The sequence below is a fragment of the Xanthobacter autotrophicus ATCC 700552 genome (assembly GCF_043194565.1).
Classification (GTDB): domain Bacteria; phylum Pseudomonadota; class Alphaproteobacteria; order Rhizobiales; family Xanthobacteraceae; genus Xanthobacter; species Xanthobacter autotrophicus_F.
This window is the reverse complement of the sequence record NZ_JBAFVS010000005.1, coordinates 130,889-151,596: the sequence shown is the minus strand read 5'-3', so window position 1 is coordinate 151,596 and position 20,708 is coordinate 130,889. Positions and strand designations below refer to the sequence as shown.

Below are 20,708 nucleotides of genomic sequence, written 5' to 3'. Positions count from 1 at the left end.
ATACCTCCGCCCCGGTCTTCGAGCGGTGCCCAGGACGTATCGCCAGGGCGCCGCATTGGCTTGTTCCAACGGGCGATAAGCTCATCGCCCGTCGGCATCGGGCTTCTCCGCCGAACGGCTGCCGAGCCAATCCGCCCCCACCAGCGTCTCCAGCAGCTTGCGGTCTTCCTGCGCGCTCATGGTATCGGTCGCCGGCGGCTTGGGGGTCCGCAACGCGTCGAGGGCGGCCGCGCGCGCCTTTGCCCCGTCGCCCATGCCGAGATAGGCGAACGCCTGTGCGCGCAGGATGCGCCGCCCCAGATCGCGGTCGGCCTTCACCCGCCGGCGCGCGCGATCAAGCAGCGACGACAGGGTTCGGACGGTCTTTTCGTCGGGGCCGTAATAGGATTCCAGGTTGGCGAGCCCGAGCTGGTCGGAGATCGCCTTCTCCTCGCCCACAAGGACGGGATCGCTGGCGGGGAAGACGTAGGTTTCATAGGTCTTGCGCGCGTCGTCCATGCGGCCGAGGGCGGCATAGAGGCCGGCAAGGTTGCGGGCCGGCTCGACGATGGCCCAATTGTCCGCCTTGCCCGCCGCAACGAGGCTGGCAACGGCCCCTTCCCCCAGGCGCAGGGCCAGGGTCCGGTCGCCGTCATCGAAGGCCATGAAGGAGCGCCTCAGGTCGAGCCGCACCTGCGTCGGCAGGTTTACGGTACCGGCCGCCTCCCGCAGCTTCTGCGCCTCGGCGACGAGCGCCAGCGCCAGGCCCTTGTCGGTCTGGTCCGAGGCCATGTCGAGCAGCAGTTCGATGCGGTCCGATTCGCGACCGGGCTGGCTGGCGACGATTTCATAGGCCTCGCGCGTCAAGCGCCCCGTGAGGGCCGGGTTCGAGGTTTCCACGATGCCGGCGCGCAGCGTCAGCAGGCGGGCGAGCGCCGGGGTCCGCCCCTCCGGCGCCGCGCGGATATTGCGGATCGCCTCGTCCGCCATCACGTCAGCGCGGGCGCTGTCGCCCCACCAGGCCTCGACGGCGCTGATCCAGCCCATGATCGCCTCGTCGTGGCGGGGGTCCTGCCCGGGCAGCCGGCGCGCTAGGCGCCCGACGAATTCCACGGCGGCGGCATAGGTGGGGAAGACGTAGTCCTTCAAGCCCGCATAATGGATCACGGTGAGCTGTTCGATCCGCTCGAAATCGTCGAGGGCGAGGGTGGCGACCTGGCGATCGACATCGGCCCATTCGGCTGCAGCGAGGCGTGGCGCGTTGGCGGTCGCAGCGATCCGGGCGTTTTCGATCTGCAGGAGGGCGGCAGTCAGCCGCCGCTCCAGAATGCCCGGCGCAGCGGTGGAAAGAGGTGCGTCGGGCTCGGCCATGCCGGCCAAGGTGGCGGCGCGCTGCAGCGCCAGCATGCGGCGCGCCAGCTCGATGGAGCCGTTTCGCAAGGCCCGCCGGGCGATATGGCCGCACATCTGGACGACGCGCGGGTCATAGGTGGCAAGGTCGATCTGGGTGCGGGCGGTGCGCGCCCCGATGAGAGCGGCCGCCGTCGCTTCGCCGATACTGGCGAGATAGTTGGCGACGAGGTCGGCGCTCGCCAGCAGGTCCCGATCGTGATCCTCGCGGTTCAACTGACGCAGCAGGAGCAGGTCGCGCGCGGCATCGTAGCGTTCCTCGCGCAGCGAACCCGACGGCACGTCGTCCAGGAGATTGGACAGGATCGCGTCTGCTAGGGCGGCATCACCGGTGACGATGGCGCGGTCCGCCGCCTGCCGGCACCCCGCCATGCGGGCCGCATCGGGCGCGGCGGTGCCCTTGCAATCGTCCGGTCCGGGAAGCGGGCTGCCGGCCCGCTCGGCCACCGATGGCTCCAGCGCGCCGATGACCGTATCGAGTTTCCCGGCATTGACCTTGTCCATCCGTCCCTTGCGGGCCAGGGCCTGGGCCCGGCGGAAGAAGAAGAGCGCCAGCTCCGGCCGGTCCTCGGCTTGCAGGCGCTGCCCCATGAGGGCCTCGGCCATGGCCTGCGCTTCCTCCAGATCGTCGGAAAGCGCGCCACCGCCCCGTGGGGGCTTTCCCGCCGCCAGCACGTTCATCAGCACGTAGAATTGCAGCGCGCCGATATCGTGGCGGCGATAGGTTTCGGCAAGCGTCAGTTCAGCGATGACCGTATCGGGGGCGTTCAACGGCGCCATGAGATAGTTCAACAGAACCGAATGGACATTGCCGCGTATTTCCGCGGCGCGATCCTTCAGCCGGGCGCCGGCATATCCCGTCAGATCGTAGAGGGCGAGCAGGAGATTTGGATCGCCCTCGTCCTCCAGGGACTCGCGCAGCGGCAGCAGCAGGGCCATGGCCGCCTTTGCCTTGTTATCCTCGATCAGGCTTTGCGCAGTCGCCAGACGGTCGCGGATATCCGCCCGCCGCCGCGCCGTGTCGGCGGCTTCGTGCGTCGCCTGCGCGGCGGCCGCACCTGTGGTCTGCGACCACACCGGGCCGCCGGCGGGCAGCACCATCAGGTGAACCACCAAGCCCATCAGCGCACGCTGTTTCACCGGCCTTCCCCCACCATGACGAAGGGCGCCCAGATCGCCGGATGCGCCAGCGTGGGGTCCGAGGGATCGGCGATCAGCGCGAGGGTGGCGCGGCGGAACGCCTCCGCCTTGGACAGGCCGGGCTCGGCCCGCAGCGTCGCCAGGGTTCCGGTCGTCAGCCGCGCGGCCGCATCGTCCCGCACCGGCCAATGCGAGACCAGCAAGGTGCGGGCTCCGGCATAGAAGAAGGCTCGGGCGAGGCCCGACAGGCCGTCGGCGCCCGGCGTGCCGTCGCCGCCGGCGGTGTTGCAGGCGGACAGGATCACCCAGTCGGCGGACAGGTTCAGCCGTGCCGCTTCGGAGGCGGTGAGCAGGCCGTCGTCCGGGCCGTCGGCCTCCGGCGGGGTGAAGACGAGGGCAGGTTCCGACAGGCCGGGGATATCGCCCGCCAGCAGGCCGTGGGTGGCGAAGGCAAGCACGCGATAAGGGGAGAGGTCGGCCGCCTGGACCGCGCTCTTGGTGGCGGCGGCGCCGACCTGCACGGTTTCCGGGGCCGCGCCCAGCGTCTGGGCCAGCCGGCGCAGTTCGCCTTCCGTCTGGGGCAGAGGCGCCAGGCTGCGGACGGTTTCCAGATTGACCTTGCCGCCGCGCAGCAGCGTGCCTGCGGTGTCCGCGGCGTTGCTCGCCACCTGGGCCGGGGAGCGGCGACCGTCGAGCTGCGGCGCGCCATAGCCGCGGAACGGCAGCGGGGCCGGCGGCCCGGCGGCGGCCGCCCGCAGCGACTTGAGGCTCGACACCGAAGGCAGCGTCACGATGCCCTGCCGCTTGATCAGCCACGACGTGTCGCGCAGCGCGGAGGGGTCGGCATCGTCCCCGGTGGGCGGCTCGGTCACCAGAAGCGCGAAGGGCAGTGAATCGAACGGGCGCTCGGCGACGACGAAGACGCGCGCGCGATTTGCCAGCACGCCGTCGAGCGGCGCCAGTATCCGCCGGAAGAGGTCATGGGCGGCGGCACGGCTGAAGCGCACCCGCATGCCGCTATCGGCGCCCTCCACATCGGTGTCGCCGAAATCGCGCAGCGCCGAGCGCATCACCGCCACAGCGCCCGGATCGAGCCCGCCGCGCAGGGACTTCACCTGCGCGATCAGGGCCTCGCGCTCGACCGGCACCCGATGCCAGTCCGCAGCATCGCGCGTCACCCCGAAGACGAAGGTCTCGCGGGTGGCGACGAAGACCAGCACCAGCGCCTCGTCCTCCCGCAGCAGGGCCTGCGCCGCGGCGATCGGCACCGGCTGGGGCTGCGAGAGTTCGGCATAGGCGGGGAAGCGCGCAGCCATGTCGCGGTCGCTTTCGGCGATGCGCGCCTGGAGCGCGTCAACCTCCGCGCGCCGGGCCTCCACCACCGGTTCATCGCCCTTGCCCGCTGCTCCAAGCACCTGCACGAGCGCCCGGTCGGCGCTCTTCCATGCCGCGACGAGATCCTGCCGCTGCCGCACGAGGCGAGCCAGGTCGTCCGAGCCGGCGGCGAAACGCACCCCGAGCTGGGCGAGCGCCATGCTGGCCGAGGTGAGCATGGCGCTCTGGGCGGACTGGAAGGCCTCGTCGCGCAGTTGCGCCGGAGGCGGCAAGGCCTCCTGCGCCGTTCCGGGCACCGTGCGCGACAGCAGAATGCCCAGTACGCCGAGGGCAAGCAGGGCGAGGCGGCCAGCCCGGCGCATCAGCGGCTCGCCTCCGGCGGGAGCAGGTCGAGCGTGAACTGCCGCACCACCACCGCGCTTGCTTCGCCGGCCTCCTCCTCGAACGGGTTGGCCGCGCGCAGGCTGGCATCGACCAGCGCCGCCCGTCCCAGCAGATCAACGAAGGCGCGGTGGCCGGCACCGCCGCGCATGGCTGCGGCACCCGCCGCCGCTGCTTCCACATCGCGCTGCAGCAGGTGGCAAAGCGAGGGCGGGATGCCGCCGCTGCGCGGCAGGGCGAAGACGAGGATGCGGTGCAGGCCGATCTGCGATGGCCCGTTCCTGCCCCAGGTGCGCAACGTGGTGCGCAACACCATCGGCCCCGAGGCCCTTGCCGGCAGCGTGGTGATGCAGCCGTTCTGGCGCCAGTCCCGCACGGGTACGTCGATGCCCGCCAGCGGATCGAGGAAGAAGATGGCGATATCCACATCGCGTTCGGAGCGGTTGGCGATGGTCAGGCGCACCGTGTCGCAATGGGCGACGGCCGCGGCTGTGCCGCTGTCCACCGGCAGAGGGGGCGAGGCGCGCGAGACCTGACCGCAACTGCGCCGCGGATCGGCCAGCCGCTCGGGATCGGTCTCGCGGATCCGGTCGAGGCTGATGTCGATGTCCCCCGATCCTTCGGCCGCGCCCCGTTCGGCGACGCTGGCGAGACGCACCAGATTGGCGGCGCGCGCATAGGCCCACACGGCGGCCCGGAGCTGCTGAGCCAGCAGCGCGGCCGGGGTCGCGACCGGGATCGCGGCGCTGCGGCCGTAGGCCTCACGATCGCGCACCAGCAGGCCGCCGTCCGGCACCAGCCAGATCTGCCCGTCGGCGAGGAACAGGCGCAGGTCCGCGGGCTGGCCCGGCGCAACCTGCTCGATGCCGATCGCCGGCACGCCCTCGCGGGGTTGGAAAGCGAGGTCGATCACGCTTACCACGTCAGGATGGTCGATGCCCGCCACGCGGAAGCGGAAGGCGACGCCGGGGCGCTCCATCTGTGCCCAGATGCCGCCGCCGCTGTCGGTGCGGCCGCCCGGTGGCGCCGGCAGGTCGGCCTGTGGCGCCCGGCTCACGCTGGCCGTGGCGGTCGCGAGCCGAACCATGCCGAGCCGGCGCGCATCCGGCAGCGGGCCGTCGAACAGGGCGATCTCCGAGCCTTCGTCGAAACCCTGCAGGGCCCCGGCCTCGATCACCAGATCGGCGCCCTCGCGCTGCGCGGCGAAGCGCGGAACCGCTCCCGGCTGGGCGCCGAGCACGCCGTGGTCGAGGTCGCCCTCGAACACCGGCAGGGGGGCGTGGGCCACGCGCGCCGCCGCCGCGATATCGAGGGAAACCAGGCGGGCGAGGTCGCGGAAGCTGCGCGCCCGCCCGGTTTCAAGCGCGCGCAGCAAATGCCAGGTGAACACGCCGAATGTGGCCTGCGGGCCGTCGCCGGCGAGCGTTTTTCCGGCGAGCCCTTCCGCCGGTGCCGGATAGGCCCGCTCGATTGCGGGGGTCCAGGAATCGACCGCGAAGAAGGCGATCAGGGCACCCGCGCCGCCGGGGGACGACCCGTCGAGACCCCGCAGCGTCCCGCTGCGCTCGGGCGCGCGTGCTGGCACAGGTGCCGACGACGGCCTCGCGCCCGCGGGCATCACCCCGAGGGTCGAGGACTCCATACCCCGCGTGGCTTCGGCCGAGCGCGTGACCGTGCCGGCATGGCAGGCATCGATGACGACCCATACGGTGGCGCCCTTGGCCCGGATGCGGTCGAGCGCGGCGCCAAGCTCATTGTCGACGATGGCGTTGCGGATGGTCTTCGCCACCGGATCGTAGAGGCCGGAATCCTTGGGCAACAGAACCTGGTCAAGGCCTCCGGCCTCGGGCTGGGCGCCGTCGGCGGCGACTTCCGGCTGGGTGGTGCCGTGACCGGAGAAGTGGAACAGCACGAAGTCGCCGGGTCCGGCCCGGTCCGCGAGACGGGCGAGACCTTCCAGTATGGCGGCACGCACCGGCGCGGCCCGGGGGCGCGGCGTGGCGGCGGCCTCCGGCAGCCTCTCGGCCAGAACCTCGATGTCGTCGGCGTCGAAGGCATGGCGGGTGAGATACCGCCACAGCAGGATCACATCGTTGCGCGGCCCGGCGAGGGCGCGGATCTTCGGCTCGTCGTAATCGGCGACGCCCACCAGCAAGGCAAGGTTCCGCGCCGAGGCCGGGGCCGGCAGCACAAGCCATGCAGCAAGGACGAGGAGGTAGGCAAGGAGGTAGGCCGGGATGAGGAGGCCGGCAAGCCTGTCCCTCCCACGCCGGTTGCGCCCGCCGTTCGCCACCGCGCGCCCGATCAAACGGCGCCTCGACTTGTCAGCGAACCGCCCATGGCCGGTCTTTCCCCCTCTTTTGCACGACTATAGGCCGTAGCCTTACGGTTCGGAAGAGATTGGGAGCGCACGGGATTTCGCGTGGCGCGACCGCTCATGCCAACGGCTCCGGTCTCAGTCCCGGCAGCCGGTGAGCTTCCACAGCCCATCCGGCGGCACGAAGCGCCGGCCGTCGCGCTTCCAGGTCCAGAAGGCCTTGGACAGGCCGGGAAGCTGGAGCAGCGGCGGGGCCTTCGGCATGCCCTCGCCCTCGCCCGAGGGATCGACCCGCTTCAGGTCGTCGCCGAAATAATAGAGCAGCGCGGACGGCGCCTTGGTCGCGTTGAAACCCTTGCGCTTGCCGCCGCTCTTGCTCCCGTCCTTGCTCCCGTCCTGGCCACTCTCCGCACTGCCCGGCGGTGCCAGCATGAAGACATGGGTGGCGCTGAAGCCGGGCGGATCGGCGACGCCAAACGTCGCGGTCAGCTTCTGGCGGTTCTCGGCGAGGCGAATCACCCACGGCCGGTCGGAGGACGTGCCCTCCTTGCGCGGATGGGTGATCTCCCAGGTGTTGGCAATGCCCTCCGGCGCGCTCCAGTCGTCATCCGCATCCAGCGGCGTATAGACGGCCCGCTCCAGCGGACAATCCAACGCCGCTGCCGGCCCCGCAGCACTGATCAGAAAGAAGGCGGTGCAGGCGGTGCGGATCATGATCGACCTCGTTGGATTTTGGCGCGAAGTTAGCGCAGGGGACGGGAACGGCAAGACCGGAGCGTCGAGACCGACATGGGGACGAACGAGGACAGGGGCGCCGGGCCGGTGGCGCTCGCAGGGATCCGGATGGATCGCCCTGGCGTGGACCGGCTGGCCGCCCGGGGGCTCATCTCCGCCGCAGCGCGCGACGAGGCCCTCGCCTTGATCGAGCCGCCGCGCCGCTGGGGCCTGTGGGCCGGGCGGCTCATCGGCGCCGTGGGGGCGGCGCTGGTGCTGTCCGGCATCGTCTATTTCTTCGCCTTCAACTGGAACGAGATCCCGCCGCTGGCCAAGCTCGGGGCCATCGCCGCGCTCATCGCCGCCGCCTGCCTCGCCGTCTTCCCCGGTTTCGGGCAGCAAGGCTTCGAGCCGGCCGCGGCGGCGGCGGTGACGCTGGTGGGCGTGTTCCTTGCCGTGGCGGGCCAGATCTACCAGACCGGCGCCGATGCCTGGACCCTGTTTGCCGCCTGGGCGGGCCTGACCCTCGCCTTCGCGCTGCTGGCCTGTTCCGCGGCCACCTGGGCGGTGTGGATCGCCGTCGCCGCCGTGACCGTCGTCACCTGGTGGGACCAGACGCAACCGGCGGACGCGGCCTTGCACATCGGCCGCAACCTCAGCCTGATGGCGCTCTTCGGCCTCGCGCTGGGCGCACGGGAAGCGCTGGCGTCTCGGGGCTTCGCCTGGCCGGCGGCGCGCTGGACGCGGTTCTATCTCGCCCTTCCGGCCCTCGCGGCCGCGACCCAGCTGGCGTTCGTCCTGATCGACAAAGGCAGCGGCTTCAGCCCCGCCGAATGGACCGCCACGGCTCTGGTCGTGTTCACCCTTGCGGCCATGGGCGCGCTGTATCGATATGTGATCCCCGACGTGGTCATGCTGGCGGCGGTGACCCTCGCGGGGTGCGCCATCGCCGATTTCGCCTTGTTCCGGCTGCTCGCGAGCGGCAGCGGGCACGCCCATTTGGGGACTTTTTTCGCGATGGGGCTCGCCACCCTCGCCTTGTTCGCCGCCGCCGTCGCATGGCTCAGGGCGGTCTCGCGGCGGATGGCGGCCCGGCCATGAACCCTTCCTCCATGACCCGGCCCTCAATCGATGCCGAAACGCTCATCACCTCCTGGCAGGTTTCCGGCGCGCTGCCGCCGGAGGCCCATGGGGCGGTGGTCGAGGCAGTGTGCGCGGCAGCCGCAGAAGAGCACCCGCCGCTACACCTGAAGATCCTCTCCGCCGTCGGGACCCTGCTGGCGACGCTGTTTTTCCTCGCCTTCCTCGTGGTCGCCGACATCATCTCGCTCAACAGCGGCAGCAGCCTTCTGGGCTGGGGCTTGGCTTTCCTCGCGGCGGGCATCGGCCTGTCCCTCGCCCTGCCGCGAACCGCACAGGGCATCGGCCGGGACATCCTCGCCCAGACGGCCTTCACCGCCATGGCGCTCGGCAAGGTGATGAGCGTCGCCGGCATTGTCTTTCTGGCGGGCGCGCACACGCCCTGGGTGCCGACCGCCGCCCTCCTGGCGGTAACCGTCGCCACCTATCCGGTGTCCGCCTCCTCGCTGGACCGCACCCTGTCGCCCTATGCGGTTGCCGCCGCGGCGCTGCTGGAGATCCTGGGGCGCGGGAGCTTCGGCCGTGATCCGAGCCTGGCCGTCGCCGCCCTGTTCACGGCGGCGACGGCGGTGGCGGGGCTTCTCCTCCTCACCCACCGGGTCCCGCAGGCGCTGCGGCCGATCGGGATCGCCACCCTCGCCACCATGGGGACCATCGTGTGCATCCTCGCCTCGGGGCGCGACGCCGGGCTGTGGGCGAACCAGCGGCCGCTCGATCCGCGCGTCATCGAGGGGGTGCTGACCCTGTCGCTGGTCGGCACCATCGCCTGGGCCGCGGGTGGGGTGGGCAAGCTTGCCCAGCCGCCGCTGGCCGCGGCAACGGTGGGGGTGGTCCTGCTGGGCTTCGCCGGCGCGCCCGGCATCAGCTTCGCATTGCTGGTGCTCATCGTCGGCCACGCCCTCCACGACGTCCCGCTGCGGGTGGTGGGCGTGCTGGCGCTGCCGGTTTTCCTCGTCCTCTGGTATTATGGTCGGGACATGACGTTTCTGGAGAAGTCCGCCACGCTGGTCGGCAGCGGGCTGCTGCTGCTCGCCGGGCGGGCAGTCATCGGCTGGGCCGGCTGGAATCGGGAGCAGACGCCATGAGGCCGCAGACGAGGCAGGCGACGCGGCGCGCGCTGTTCCTTGCCGCCGGCCTCGCGGTGCTCGCCACGCTCGGCTGGAGCGTCCGGGATTTCGAGGCGCTGATGGCGGCGGGCGACGTGGTTCTCCTGGACCTCGCCCCGGTCGATCCGCGCTCGCTGATCCAGGGCGACTACATGCGGCTCTCGTTTGCGCTGGAGCGGCAGGAAATCAGGCTCGACGCCCCGGCCGGAACCATCATCCTCGGCCTCGATGAGCGACGGGTGGGGCGCTTCCGCCGCCTCGGCAGCACCGGCGCCCCCGGCCAAGGCGAAATAGCCTTCTGGGTGCGCCGCGCCGGGTCCGGCGACGGGGTGACGGTGGAGCCCCACTCCTTCCTGTTCCAGGAGGGCCAGGCTGACCTTTATGCGCAGGCGAAGTATGGCCTGTTCCGCGTCGACGCGAGCGGGCGCCACCTGCTGGTCGGCCTTGCCGACGCCGACGCCCGCAAGATCGAGCCGCACTGACGGCGCAGGCCGGAGCGCCCCGAGCCGTTGTGCCATCGTGCGGCCTAATCCGCCTCGCCGACCGAGCCCCGCATGCCGAGCGCCCGGACCGTCCAGGCCGCGCCGAGGACCACCGCCACGCCCGCCGCAGCAAGGAGCCAGGCGGGCATATCCTGCCATGGGCGCAGCAGGCCCGCCTTCGCTGCCGCCGCCACGAGCACGGTCACCGCGAGGTAGAAGAATGCGGCCTGCCAAGTTTTCGCCCGCCCCGCCGCATTCGGTGCGTCATGGGGATCGAGGAAGCGCGGGGCGACGATGACGAGATAGACCATTTGCTGGAGCGCCCCCAGCACGAACAGCACCACCGCCACGTCGAGAAGCAGGACCAGGGCGAGCCCTCCCGCCCCGATCAGCACGGAGCCGGCGGCAAGCCAGATTTCCCGCGCGCGCTCCGCCGGATGCGCAGGCGCGCCCATGAGTGCCGCATAGGCGCCGTCTGCCATCGCCGAAACCGCGAGCGAGCGCACCACCAGCACACCGCTCAGCACATAGAACAGGCCAAGGAGTCTCAGGATGGTTTCGACGATGAAGGTCATGTGGATCGGCTCACGGTTCGATCAGCCTCAGAAGGCGCGGCCTCAACGGGATCGCGCCAATATCTGACAATGGCTCTTGGACCAAGCTCCTGCGCCAGGCATCGCGCCAGAGAACGACCGGCGGCGTCGAAGGCGGCATGATCTTCCGGCGAGACAAATGTGCTTGCGGGATCGTCCCGGTTCAGCAGGGCATCGTATCGTTCGGCCCACGCCTGAAGCTCCGCTGCCAAGGTTTGGGAGACGCCGAGAGAGACCGGATCGATATCGCCGACCTGTCCGTCCCAGTCCGTCCAGACCGCGTTTGCGCTGTCCCACCACAGCGGGTGGCAGCCGTAATCCGCCATGATCTTGATGGGCATGGGCTTCGCGATAGGCTTGGGCTTGGGCGCGCGCGTCATGGCAGCAATCGGCTCTCTGTGCCAAGGCGAGCTTGGCCTGACCCGTTGGTTTATCGGGAAGGACCTTCAGTCCGGCCTATGCCGCTTCCAGGGTGCTGTCCGGCACCTGGCCGAAGCTCGCGATGAGAACCGGTGGATCGGCATCGTCCGATTCGGGATCCACGTCCCGCGAGAAGGCGATGGCGCCGGCGTTCACGATCGCCATCCGGCGCGCGATCCGTTCGGCGTCTGCCGCCGTGCGGGCTTCCACGGCCGCGCCGGCCTTCAGGGCGCCGCGCTTGCCCAGCTCGAACGGCTGGACCACGTAGAACGTCTTCTTCGCCACGGCTGCTTCTCCCCATGTGAGGGCTGGAGGCTGCCCCAGACATCAGAACAAAGCAAGAACTATTACGCCCGAACCTCCCGCGAACGGGGTGCCATCCGCTCCGCTCCCGTGTACATCAGCCATGGGAATGCCGCGCCGCCCCCGCGCGGTGTAGACCGTGCACCGGAAGCCCGCGCGTGGGCCGCCGGTCATCGCGAAAGGACACCGGGCGTGGAGATCGTCGCTGTCGATATCGGGGGCACCCATGCCCGCTTCGCCCACGCAGAGGTCGCGGATGGAAGGGTGGTGTCCCTCGGGGCGCCGGTGGTCACCCATGCCGCCGACCATGCCAGCTTCCAGCTCGCCTGGCAGGCCTTTGCCGAGACCGTGGGGAGGCCCCTGCCGCGTGCAGCCGCCATCGCCATCGCCTGCCCGGTGGAAGGCGACGTGCTGAAGCTCACCAACAATCCCTGGGTCATCCACAAGCACCTGATCCCGGAAAAGCTCAACGTGGACACCTGGACGCTGGTGAATGATTTCGGCGCCATCGGCCATGCGGTGGCGCAGATCGGCGAGGAGGGCTTCGCGCATTTCGCCGGATCAGACCGGCCGCTGCCCGAGAACGGGGTCATCAGCATCATCGGCCCCGGTACGGGGCTCGGCGTCGCCCATGTGCTGCGCCAGGGCGGCCGCTACCACGTCATCGAATGCGAGGGCGGCCATATCGATTTCGCCCCGCTGGATTCCCTGGAAGAGGCCATTTTGCATCGCCTGCGCCAGCGCTATCCGCGCGTGTCGGTAGAGCGGATCGTCTCCGGTCCGGGCCTCGTCAACATCTACGAGGCGCTTGCCGCCATCGAGGGGTGCCAGATCGACCAGTTGGAGGACAAGGCCCTGTGGGCGCTTGCGACCGAGGGTAAGGATGGCCTCGCCGCCGCCGCCCTCGACCGGTTCTGCCTGAGCTTCGGCGCGGTGGCCGGCGATATCGCCCTGGTGCAGGGCGCCAAGGCGGTGGTGATCGCCGGCGGCATCGCCCCGCGCATCGCGCACCTCATCCCGCAGTCCGGCTTCGCCAGCCGCTTTTCTGCCAAGGGCCGGTTCGCGCAGCGGATGGAGGACATCCCGGTCCGCCTCATCACCCATCCCCAGCCCGGGCTCTATGGCGCGGCCGCCGCCTTCGCGGAGCAGCATACGCGCTGAGCATCGCCGGGGCCGGGGCCGTGGGCGCCCGGCCGGCTCAGCGCCGTCCCGCCGCCAGGAGCAGCGCGGCCCCGCCCACGAGGATGCCGGCGGAGACCCGATCCGCAATGCGGGTGAAGCGGCCGGCGAGCGCGGCGCGGGCCTTGTCGGCCACCACGGCCCACAGCACGTCGCCCACCAGGGCGATGCCTGCGAACACCGCCGCCAGCAGCGCGATCTGCGGCACGGGATCGGCCTTGTCGGTGATGAACTGGGGCAGAAAAGCCGCGTGGAACAGCAGCGTCTTGGGATTGGCGAAGGCCACCGCCAGCCCCCGCCCGAAAGCCGCGCGGGCCGATGGCGTGGGCGCCTGCCGTCCCGCCCCAGCCCCGCGCCATTGCAGCACGGCGAGCCAGACGAGATAGGCGGCGCCGGCATAGCGCACCAGATCGAAATGGCGGGAGAAAGTCTCCACCACATAGGCCAGGCCCGCCGCCACAAGCGCAAGCTGGGCGATGAGCCCCACATTGACGCCGGTGGCGGTGAGAATGCCGGCGCGCCGGCCGTGCTTGAGGCTGGTACCCACGATGAGGGCCACGTTCGGCCCCGGCGTCGCGGCAAGCGCAACGCATGCCAGCACGAACAGGGCAAGGCTATCCGCCGCTATCATCGCCATTCCCCGATCCGCCGGCAGCCCCGTCGCCCTCTGACGCTTTGGCAAGGTACTGGTGTCAATATACCAGCTCGGCATTGTTCCGGCATCGCCCGATGCCGGAACAACTCCCGATTCTACGCCTCGGAGACCTCGCCCGTCTCATCGCCGTCGCCGTTCTCGGCCCCGGCATCGTCGCTGATATGCTCCACGGAGACGACGCGCTCGCCCTCCGCCGTGTCGAATACGATGACGCCCTGGCTGGCGCGGCCGACGATGCGGATGCCGTCCACCGGACAGCGGATGAGCTGGCCGCCGTCGGTCACCAGCATGATCTGGTCCTGGTCCTCCACCGGGAAGGAGGCCACGAGGCGGCCGTTGCGCTCGTTCACCGCCATGGCGACGATGCCCTTGCCGCCGCGTCCGGTCACCCGATACTCGTAGGACGAGGTGCGCTTGCCGTAGCCGTTCTCCGAGACGGTGAGAATGAACTGCTCCTTCGCCCCCATCTCGGCGTAGCGGTCCTGGCCGAGATGGCCATTGCCGCTGGCACCCTCCTCGGCCTCCACTTCGCCGGCCTCGGTGGCTTCGCCCGCCAGCGCGCGACGACGCTTGATATAGGCGAGGCGATCCTCTGCCGAGGCGTCCACGTGGCCGATGATGGCCATGGAGATGATGGTGTCGCCGTCCTCCAGCCGGATGCCGCGCACGCCCACGCTGTCGCGGCCCTTGAACACGCGCACATCGGTGACCGGGAAGCGGATGCAGGCGCCGGCCGCCGTGGTCAGCAGCACGTCGTCGTCTTCCGTGCACAGCCCCACTTCGGCGATGGCCTCGCCTTCGTTGAGCTTCATGGCGATCTTGCCGTTGCGGTTCACCTGCGCAAAATCGGTCAGCGCATTGCGCCGCACGGTGCCGCCGGTGGTGGCGAACAGGATCTGCAGCCGCTCGTTCTCGTCCGAATCCTCCGGCAGAAGCACAACCGACGTAATGCGCTCATCCTGCTCCAGCGGCAGGATATTGATGAGCGCCTTGCCGCGCGCCTGCGGCGCCGCCAGCGGCAGGCGCCACACCTTCAGCTTGTAGACCTGCCCCTTGGAGGAGAAGAACAGCACCGGCGCGTGGGTGGAGGCGACGAACAGGCGGGTGACGAAATCCTCGTCCCGCGTCTGCATGGCCGAGCGGCCCTTGCCGCCGCGCCGCTGCGCCCGGTAGGTGGAAAGCGGCACGCGCTTGATGTAGCCGGCGTGAGAGACGGTCACCACCATCTCCTCGCGCTGGATGAGGTCCTCGTCCTCCAGATCGCCGAAGCCTTCCACGATCTCCGTGCGCCGCGGCGTGCCGAACTCTTCCTTGATGGCGATGAGCTCGGCCCGGATGATGGCGCGCATGCGCGGACGGCTGGCGAGAATGTCGAGATAGTCGGCGATTTCCACCGCCAGCTTGTCCAGTTCCTCGGCGATCTCATCGCGGCCCAAGGCGGTGAGGCGCTGCAGGCGCAGGTCGAGAATGGCGCGGGCCTGCTCGAAGGACAGGCGGTAGGTGTCGTCCGGGCCAAGCTTGTGGCGCGGATCGGCGATGAGCGCGATGAGGGGGGCCATGTCCTTGGCCGGCCAGTCCCGCGCCATCAGCGACTCACGGGCGCTCGCCGGGTCCGGCGCAGTGCGGATGAGGCGGATCACCTCGTCGATATTGGCCACGGCGATGGCAAGGCCCACCAACACATGGGCCCGGTCGCGGGCCTTGCGTAGCAGGAATTTGGTACGCCGGCTGACGACCTCCTCGCGGAAAGCGATGAAGGCGGTGAGCACGTCGTGGAGCGTGAGCACGCCCGGCTTGCCGCCGGACAGCGCCACCATATTCACGCCGAACGAGGTCTGCAGCAGCGTCAGCCGGTAGAGGTTGTTCAATACCACATCGGCCTGGGCGTCGCGCTTGATCTCGATGACCACGCGCATGCCGTCCCGGTCGCTCTCGTCGCGGATCTCGGAGATGCCCTCGATGCGCTTGTCGCGCACCAGTTCGGCCATCTTCTCGATCATCGTCGCCTTGTTCACCTGATAGGGAATCTCGGTGACGATGAGCGCCTCGCGCTCCTTGCGAATGGTCTCGATGGCGACCTTGGCCCGCATCGGGATGGAGCCGCGCCCGGTCAGATAGGCCTGGCGGATGCCGGTGCGGCCGAGGATCAGCGCGCCGGTGGGAAAATCCGGGCCGGGCAGCAGATCCAGCAGCGCCTCGGGCTCCAGCATCGGGTCGTCCAGCAAGGCGACCGTGGTGTCGACGATCTCGCCGAGGTTGTGCGGCGGGATATTGGTGGCCATGCCCACCGCGATGCCGCCGGCGCCGTTCACCAGCAGGTTCGGGAACTTGGCCGGAAGGACGGTCGGCTCGTGCTCGGAATTGTCGTAATTGTCCTGGTAGTCGACCGTGTCCTTGTCGAGGTCGTCGAGAAGGGCGTTGGTCACCTTCTCCAGGCGCACCTCGGTGTAGCGCATGGCCGCCGGGGCATCGCCGTCCACCGAGCCGAAATTGCCCTGGCCGTCCACCAGCGGCAGGCGCATGGCGAATGTCTGCGCCATGCGCACCAGGGCATCATAGACCGACTGGTCACCGTGCGGATGATACTTGCCGATGACGTCGCCCACCACGCGGGCGGACTTGCGATAGGACTTGTTCCACTCGTACCCGTTCTCGTGCATGGAGAACAGGATGCGCCGATGCACCGGCTTCAGGCCGTCGCGCACGTCGGGCAACGCCCGGGCGACGATGACGCTCATCGCATAGTCGAGGTAGGAGCGCGACAACTCCTCCGTGATGGAAACGGGCCTGATATCGGACGGCGGCTCGCCGCCGGGTTTCGGCGTCTCGGAATCGGCCAAAAGTCAACACTCTCAATCGTGGAACGCGGTGCTTCCTTCTAGCCGATTCACCCCCGCGACGCCAGCGAAACCACCGCCGCGCAATGTTTTTTTCCCTTTTTACGTCAATGACTTGTCGAAGGCTTATTGCGCGACTGACCCACAATTTGACCCTTTTGCGTCGATGTCACCTCCAGGAGTGGCGGACAACGCACCGCGGCGACGAGCCGTAAAGCCACCACCATCCGCGTTCGGCCCGTCGGACGAAAGCTTCAGGACCGAGCCTCGATCGCCCCACAACCCTGCTCGCTCCCGTGCGGCAGCGGGGTGTCAGGTGGCTTCAGAACGGAATTTCATCGTCGAGATCAGCCGCCGGGCGGCCCCCACCGGAAGCGCCGCCCGAAGCACCCGCCGATGAGCCGCCGGACACGCGGCGACCGCCGCCCGATCCGCCGCCGAAGCTCCCGCCCATGGGGCTGGCCGACCCAAAATCGGCGCCGCCGGCATAGTCGTCGCTACCCGCGCCTGCCCCTTCGCCACGCCCGTCGAGCAAAGTCAACTCGCCACGATAGGGCCGCAGCACCACCTCGGTGGTGTAGACCTCGCGCCCGTCCTTCTCGTACTTGCGGGTTTCGAGCTGGCCCTCGAGATAAACCTTGGACCCCTTTTTGAGATAGCGCTCGGCGATCCCCACAAGATTGTCAGACATAATCACGACGCGGTGCCACTCGGTCTTTTCCCGCCGCTCTCCAGAGGCCTTGTCCCTCCAGTTTTCGGAGGTGGCGACCGTGAGGTTGCAAACGCGATTGCCACTCTGGAAAGACTTCACCTCAGGATCCCGGCCGAGGTTGCCAACCAGGATCACTTTGTTGACGCTGCCGGCCATCCCGCTGCTCCTCGCTCGTGGTCACCAATCATCCGCCCGCACCCTAGCGCCCGCAGCGCGGGGGGCCAGCCCAAAGCCGACTTGTCCCCATCATGAACCGCGCCGACGCGAGCGCCGTGATGGATGGCTGCCTGATGTTCATGATGTGTTCCTATCTATTTCGCCGACGGGACGCAAGTGCGATCTTGCGACAGGATGTGGCGCGCGCGTCTGCATTTTGGCTGGCCCACCGAATTGGTTCCTGATATGTTCCCTACCGCATTGCACGCGACTGCCTACATCTTCGATTATAACCACGAGCGAATTCGAAAATGCTGCGATCGGATATCATCACCGTACGGGCGGGTATCGGTGGCCGCTCGCCCGGCCACGCGCTTTCTGCAGCCACGCCGGATCGGCGCAGCGACCGGGTTGCGGCAGGTGAAGGGTGTAAGCTGGAGCCTTTAGTGATCGCTCACGCCGCGCTCTGTGTATCGCCCTTCAACGCCCTCGGTCATGTGACCACCGCTCTATCCTGATCCTTTTGCGCCCATCGGCGGCACCGGAATTCCATGTCAGATCGCGCATTTCCCAAGCGGGCGGCTTCCGCCCCTGATATCGCCGGCCGCCGGGACGCCCGCACCCTGACGGTGCGCGGCGCGCGCGAGCACAACCTGAAAAACGTGGACCTCGAGATTCCGCGAGACAGCCTCGTGGTGTTCACCGGGCTTTCGGGCTCGGGCAAGAGTTCGCTGGCCTTCGACACCATCTATGCCGAAGGCCAGCGCCGGTATGTGGAAAGCCTCTCGGCCTACGCCCGGCAGTTCCTGGAGATGATGCAGAAGCCGGACGTGGACCAGATCGATGGTCTTTCACCGGCCATTTCCATCGAGCAGAAGACCACGTCCAAAAATCCGCGCTCCACCGTGGGCACGGTGACCGAGATCTACGATTACATGCGCCTTCTGTGGGCGCGAACGGGCGTACCCTATTCCCCGGCTACCGGGCTGCCCATCGAGAGCCAGACCGTCTCCCAGATGGTGGACCGCACGCTGGCCCTTCCCGAGGGCACGCGGCTCTTTCTGCTCGCGCCGGTGGTACGTGGCCGCAAGGGAGAGTACCGCAAGGAACTCGCCGAGTGGATGAAGAAGGGCTTCCAGCGGGTGAAGATCGACGGCACCTTCCACGAGATCGCGGAAGCGCCGACCCTCGACAAGAAGATCAAGCACGACATCGACGTGGTGGTGGACCGCATCGTAGTGCGTCCCGATCTCGCCGCGCGTCTTGCCGACAGCTTCGAGACGGCGCTTGGCCTGGCCGACGGTATCGCGGTGGCAGAATATGCCGACGAGAAGGACGAGGCGGGGGCGCCGCGGCGCATCCTGTTCTCGGAGAAGTTCGCCTGCCCGGTTTCCGGTTTCACCATATCGGAGATCGAGCCGCGCCTGTTCTCCTTCAACAATCCGTTCGGCGCCTGCCCGGCCTGCGACGGCCTGGGCGTCGAGCAGACCATTGATCCAGACCTCGTGGTGCCGGACCGGATGCGCTCGCTGAAGCAGGGCGCCATCGCCCCGTGGGCAAAATCCACCTCGCCCTATTATGGCCAGACGCTGGACGCCCTGGCCAAGCACTATCATTTCAAGCTCAATGTGCCTTTTGCCGACCTGCCGGAACAGGCGAGGGATGTGCTGCTGTTCGGCTCGGGCGGCGAGAAGATCACCTTTGCCTATGACGACGGCATGCGCGCCTATGAGACGTCCAAGACCTTCGAGGGCGTGGTGCGCAACCTGGACCGGCGCTGGAAGGAGACGGACAGCGACTGGGCACGGGAGGAGATCTCCAAGTATTTCTCCACCGTCCCCTGCAAGGCCTGTTCAGGCTATCGCCTGAAGCCGGAGGCCCTTGCCGTGAAGGTGGCCGGCATGCATATCGGCAAGGTGGGCGAACTCTCGGTGCGGGCGGCGTCGGCGTGGTTCGAGGCCCTGCCGGGCGAACTCACCGACAAGCAGAACGAGATCGCCGGCCGGATTCTGAAGGAAATCCGCGAGCGGCTGATATTCCTCCTGGATGTGGGGCTTGAATATCTCACGCTCGCCCGCGCCGCCGGCACCCTGTCCGGCGGCGAGAGCCAGCGCATCCGCCTCGCCTCGCAGATCGGCTCTGGCCTGTCCGGCGTGCTCTATGTGCTGGACGAGCCTTCCATCGGCCTGCATCAGCGCGACAACGCGCGCCTTCTGGACACGCTGAAGCACCTGCGCGACCTGGGCAATACCGTGATCGTCGTGGAGCACGACGAGGACGCCATCCTCGCCGCTGACTATGTGGTTGATGTCGGCCCTGGCGCGGGCATCCATGGCGGGCGCATCGTCGCCCAGGGCACCCCGGCGCAGATCCTGGCCGATCCCAATTCCCTCACCGGCCAGTACCTCACCGGCCAATTGTCCGTGGGCGTGCCGGCGCGGCGCAAGCCCAATGCGAAGCGCATGCTCAGGCTGTCGGGCGCACGAGGCAATAACTTGAAGAATGTGACGGCCGAAATCCCCCTCGGCGTGTTCACCTGCATCACCGGGGTATCGGGGGGAGGCAAATCCACCCTCCTCATCGACACGCTTTACAAGGCGGTGGCGCGGCGGCTGAACGGCGCCAGCGAGGCCCCGGCCCCGTTCGATCGGCTGGAGGGGCTGGAGCACCTCGACAAGGTGATCGACATCGACCAATCCCCCATTGGCCGCACCCCGCGCTCGAACCCGGCCACCTATACCGGCGCCTTTACGCCCATCCGCGAATGGTTCTCCGGCCTGCCGGAGGCCAAGGCGCGGGGCTACGGCGCCGGGCGCTTCTCCTTCAACGTGAAGGGGGGGCGATGCGAAGCCTGTCAGGGCGACGGCGTCATCAAGATCGAGATGCACTTCCTGCCGGATGTCTATGTCACTTGTGATATCTGCAAGGGCAAGCGCTACAATCGTGAAACCCTTGATGTCACGTTCAAGAACAAGTCCATTGCCGATGTTCTGGACATGACTGTGGAGGAGGGCGCACAATTCTTCAAGGCAGTGCCTTCTGTTCGCGAAAAGCTGGAAACGCTGCATCGCGTGGGGCTCGACTACATCAAGGTGGGCCAGCAGGCGACCACGCTCTCCGGCGGTGAGGCGCAGCGCGTGAAGCTCTCCAAGGAACTGTCCAAGCGCGCCACCGGACGCACCCTCTACATCCTCGACGAGCCCACCACGGGCCTGCACTTCCACGACGTGAAAAAGCTGCTCGAAGTGCTGCATGAACTGGTGGAGCAGGGCAACACCGTGGTGGTGATCGAGCACAATCTGGAGGTCATCAAGACCGCCGACTGGATTCTCGATCTCGGTCCGGAGGGGGGAGACGGGGGCGGCGAGATCGTGGTGGCGGGTACGCCCGAGCAGGTGGCGCAGCACCCGCGTTCCCACACCGGGCACTTCCTCGCGGAAGTCCTGGCGCGTCGCCCCATGGCCAAGGCTGCCCCGATTGCGCCATCGGTGAAGGCACAATCGACGGAAAAGGTGCCCTTGCGGAAAGCTGGAGCCCGTAAAACGAATCCCAGATCCGCACCGGCAGGCGTGGAACCGGCGGATGCTGAACCGGGGGCAGATGCTCAACCTGGGGCAAAGGTCGCAGAGGCCATTGTCGAGGTCAGCGCAGCACCGACCAAGGCGGGTCCCCGCGCCCGTGGCCGGCGTCGGCAGGCTGCGGAGTAGTTTCCTTTGGGAAGCGGCTCGGCGCCGCGCTCCCGTAGGACCGGGCGGCCCGGTGTTTCAGGCCGGCGATTGCCGGGACATTCCGCCCTACAGCCTTTGCCGGGGACCCGTCTGAACAAGCCGGATGTGCAAGCACGGCGGC

The 20,708-nt window shown here is 68.7% G+C and carries 15 protein-coding genes; 5 read left to right on the top strand and 10 right to left on the bottom strand.

The window, feature by feature from the left end; all coding sequences use genetic code 11:
* Positions 1-81: 81 nt before the first annotated feature.
* The 4 genes from V5F48_RS07365 to V5F48_RS07350 form a co-directional block, all read right to left on the bottom strand.
* The gene (locus V5F48_RS07365; protein WP_394258173.1) at positions 82-2,529 is read right to left on the bottom strand and encodes an ATP-binding protein; all 2,448 of its coding nucleotides are present in this window, start codon (positions 2,527-2,529) and stop codon (positions 82-84) included.
* Positions 2,526-4,226, bottom strand: a complete 1,701-nt coding sequence (locus tag V5F48_RS07360; RefSeq protein ID WP_394258172.1) for a CHAT domain-containing protein — start codon at positions 4,224-4,226, stop codon at positions 2,526-2,528. The genes V5F48_RS07365 and V5F48_RS07360 overlap by 4 nt, the downstream gene beginning before the upstream one ends.
* The gene (locus V5F48_RS07355; protein WP_394258171.1) at positions 4,226-6,553 is read right to left on the bottom strand and encodes a caspase family protein; all 2,328 of its coding nucleotides are present in this window, start codon (positions 6,551-6,553) and stop codon (positions 4,226-4,228) included. Before V5F48_RS07355 ends, V5F48_RS07360 begins: the two co-directional genes overlap by 1 nt.
* 147 nt (positions 6,554-6,700) lie before the next feature.
* Positions 6,701-7,276 carry a hypothetical protein gene (locus tag V5F48_RS07350; RefSeq protein WP_394258170.1) on the bottom strand — a complete coding sequence of 192 codons (576 nt, stop codon included), beginning with the start codon at positions 7,274-7,276 and terminating at the stop codon, positions 6,701-6,703.
* A gap of 75 nt (positions 7,277-7,351) precedes the next feature.
* Here V5F48_RS07350 and V5F48_RS07345 point away from each other — a divergent pair, with 75 nt between their 5' ends.
* The 3 genes from V5F48_RS07345 to V5F48_RS07335 are packed head-to-tail and all read left to right on the top strand — an operon-like array spanning position 7,352 to position 10,004.
* The gene (locus V5F48_RS07345) at positions 7,352-8,377 is read left to right on the top strand and encodes a DUF2157 domain-containing protein (protein ID WP_394258169.1); all 1,026 of its coding nucleotides are present in this window, start codon (positions 7,352-7,354) and stop codon (positions 8,375-8,377) included.
* A gap of 11 nt (positions 8,378-8,388) precedes the next feature.
* Complete coding sequence (locus V5F48_RS07340; RefSeq protein WP_394258168.1) at positions 8,389-9,501, top strand: DUF4401 domain-containing protein; 1,113 nt, start codon at positions 8,389-8,391, stop codon at positions 9,499-9,501.
* Positions 9,498-10,004: a GDYXXLXY domain-containing protein gene (locus V5F48_RS07335; protein ID WP_394258167.1), complete on the top strand. Its 507-nt coding sequence runs from the start codon at positions 9,498-9,500 to the stop codon at positions 10,002-10,004. Before V5F48_RS07340 ends, V5F48_RS07335 begins: the two co-directional genes overlap by 4 nt.
* A 44-nt stretch (positions 10,005-10,048) precedes the next feature.
* Here the strand turns inward: V5F48_RS07335 and V5F48_RS07330 are convergent, their stop codons facing one another.
* The 3 genes from V5F48_RS07330 to V5F48_RS07320 all read right to left on the bottom strand — a co-directional run bounded on the left by V5F48_RS07330 (position 10,049) and on the right by V5F48_RS07320 (position 11,302).
* A complete protein-coding gene (locus V5F48_RS07330) occupies positions 10,049-10,579 on the bottom strand; it encodes a hypothetical protein (RefSeq protein WP_394258166.1) in 531 nt (176 codons plus the stop codon).
* Entirely contained in the window at positions 10,576-10,938 is a 363-nt protein-coding gene (locus V5F48_RS07325) for a hypothetical protein (RefSeq protein WP_394258165.1), read from the bottom strand. The genes V5F48_RS07330 and V5F48_RS07325 overlap by 4 nt, the downstream gene beginning before the upstream one ends.
* A 115-nt stretch (positions 10,939-11,053) precedes the next feature.
* On the bottom strand, positions 11,054-11,302 hold the full coding sequence (locus V5F48_RS07320) for a hypothetical protein (protein ID WP_394030446.1): 249 nt from the start codon (positions 11,300-11,302) through the stop codon (positions 11,054-11,056).
* Positions 11,303-11,512: 210 nt separating this feature from the next.
* On the opposite strand from V5F48_RS07320, the gene glk reads away from it, so the two are divergent.
* Positions 11,513-12,481, top strand: a complete 969-nt coding sequence (gene glk, locus V5F48_RS07315) for a glucokinase (RefSeq protein WP_394258164.1) — start codon at positions 11,513-11,515, stop codon at positions 12,479-12,481.
* A gap of 37 nt (positions 12,482-12,518) precedes the next feature.
* On the opposite strand, the gene V5F48_RS07310 is transcribed toward glk, so the two are convergent.
* The 3 genes from V5F48_RS07310 to ssb form a co-directional block, all read right to left on the bottom strand.
* Positions 12,519-13,136 carry a LysE family translocator gene (locus tag V5F48_RS07310; protein ID WP_394258163.1) on the bottom strand — a complete coding sequence of 206 codons (618 nt, stop codon included), beginning with the start codon at positions 13,134-13,136 and terminating at the stop codon, positions 12,519-12,521.
* Between the two features lie 113 nt (positions 13,137-13,249).
* On the bottom strand, positions 13,250-15,994 hold the full coding sequence (gene gyrA, locus V5F48_RS07305; protein WP_394258162.1) for a DNA gyrase subunit A: 2,745 nt from the start codon (positions 15,992-15,994) through the stop codon (positions 13,250-13,252).
* 319 nt (positions 15,995-16,313) lie between these two features.
* On the bottom strand, positions 16,314-16,859 hold the full coding sequence (gene ssb / locus V5F48_RS07300) for a single-stranded DNA-binding protein (protein WP_394108329.1): 546 nt from the start codon (positions 16,857-16,859) through the stop codon (positions 16,314-16,316).
* A 551-nt stretch (positions 16,860-17,410) separates the two neighbouring features.
* Between ssb and uvrA the strand changes: the two genes are divergently transcribed.
* Positions 17,411-20,566 carry an excinuclease ABC subunit UvrA gene (gene uvrA / locus V5F48_RS07295; RefSeq protein WP_394258161.1) on the top strand — a complete coding sequence of 1,052 codons (3,156 nt, stop codon included), beginning with the start codon at positions 17,411-17,413 and terminating at the stop codon, positions 20,564-20,566.
* The last annotated feature ends 142 nt before the right edge of the window (positions 20,567-20,708 follow it).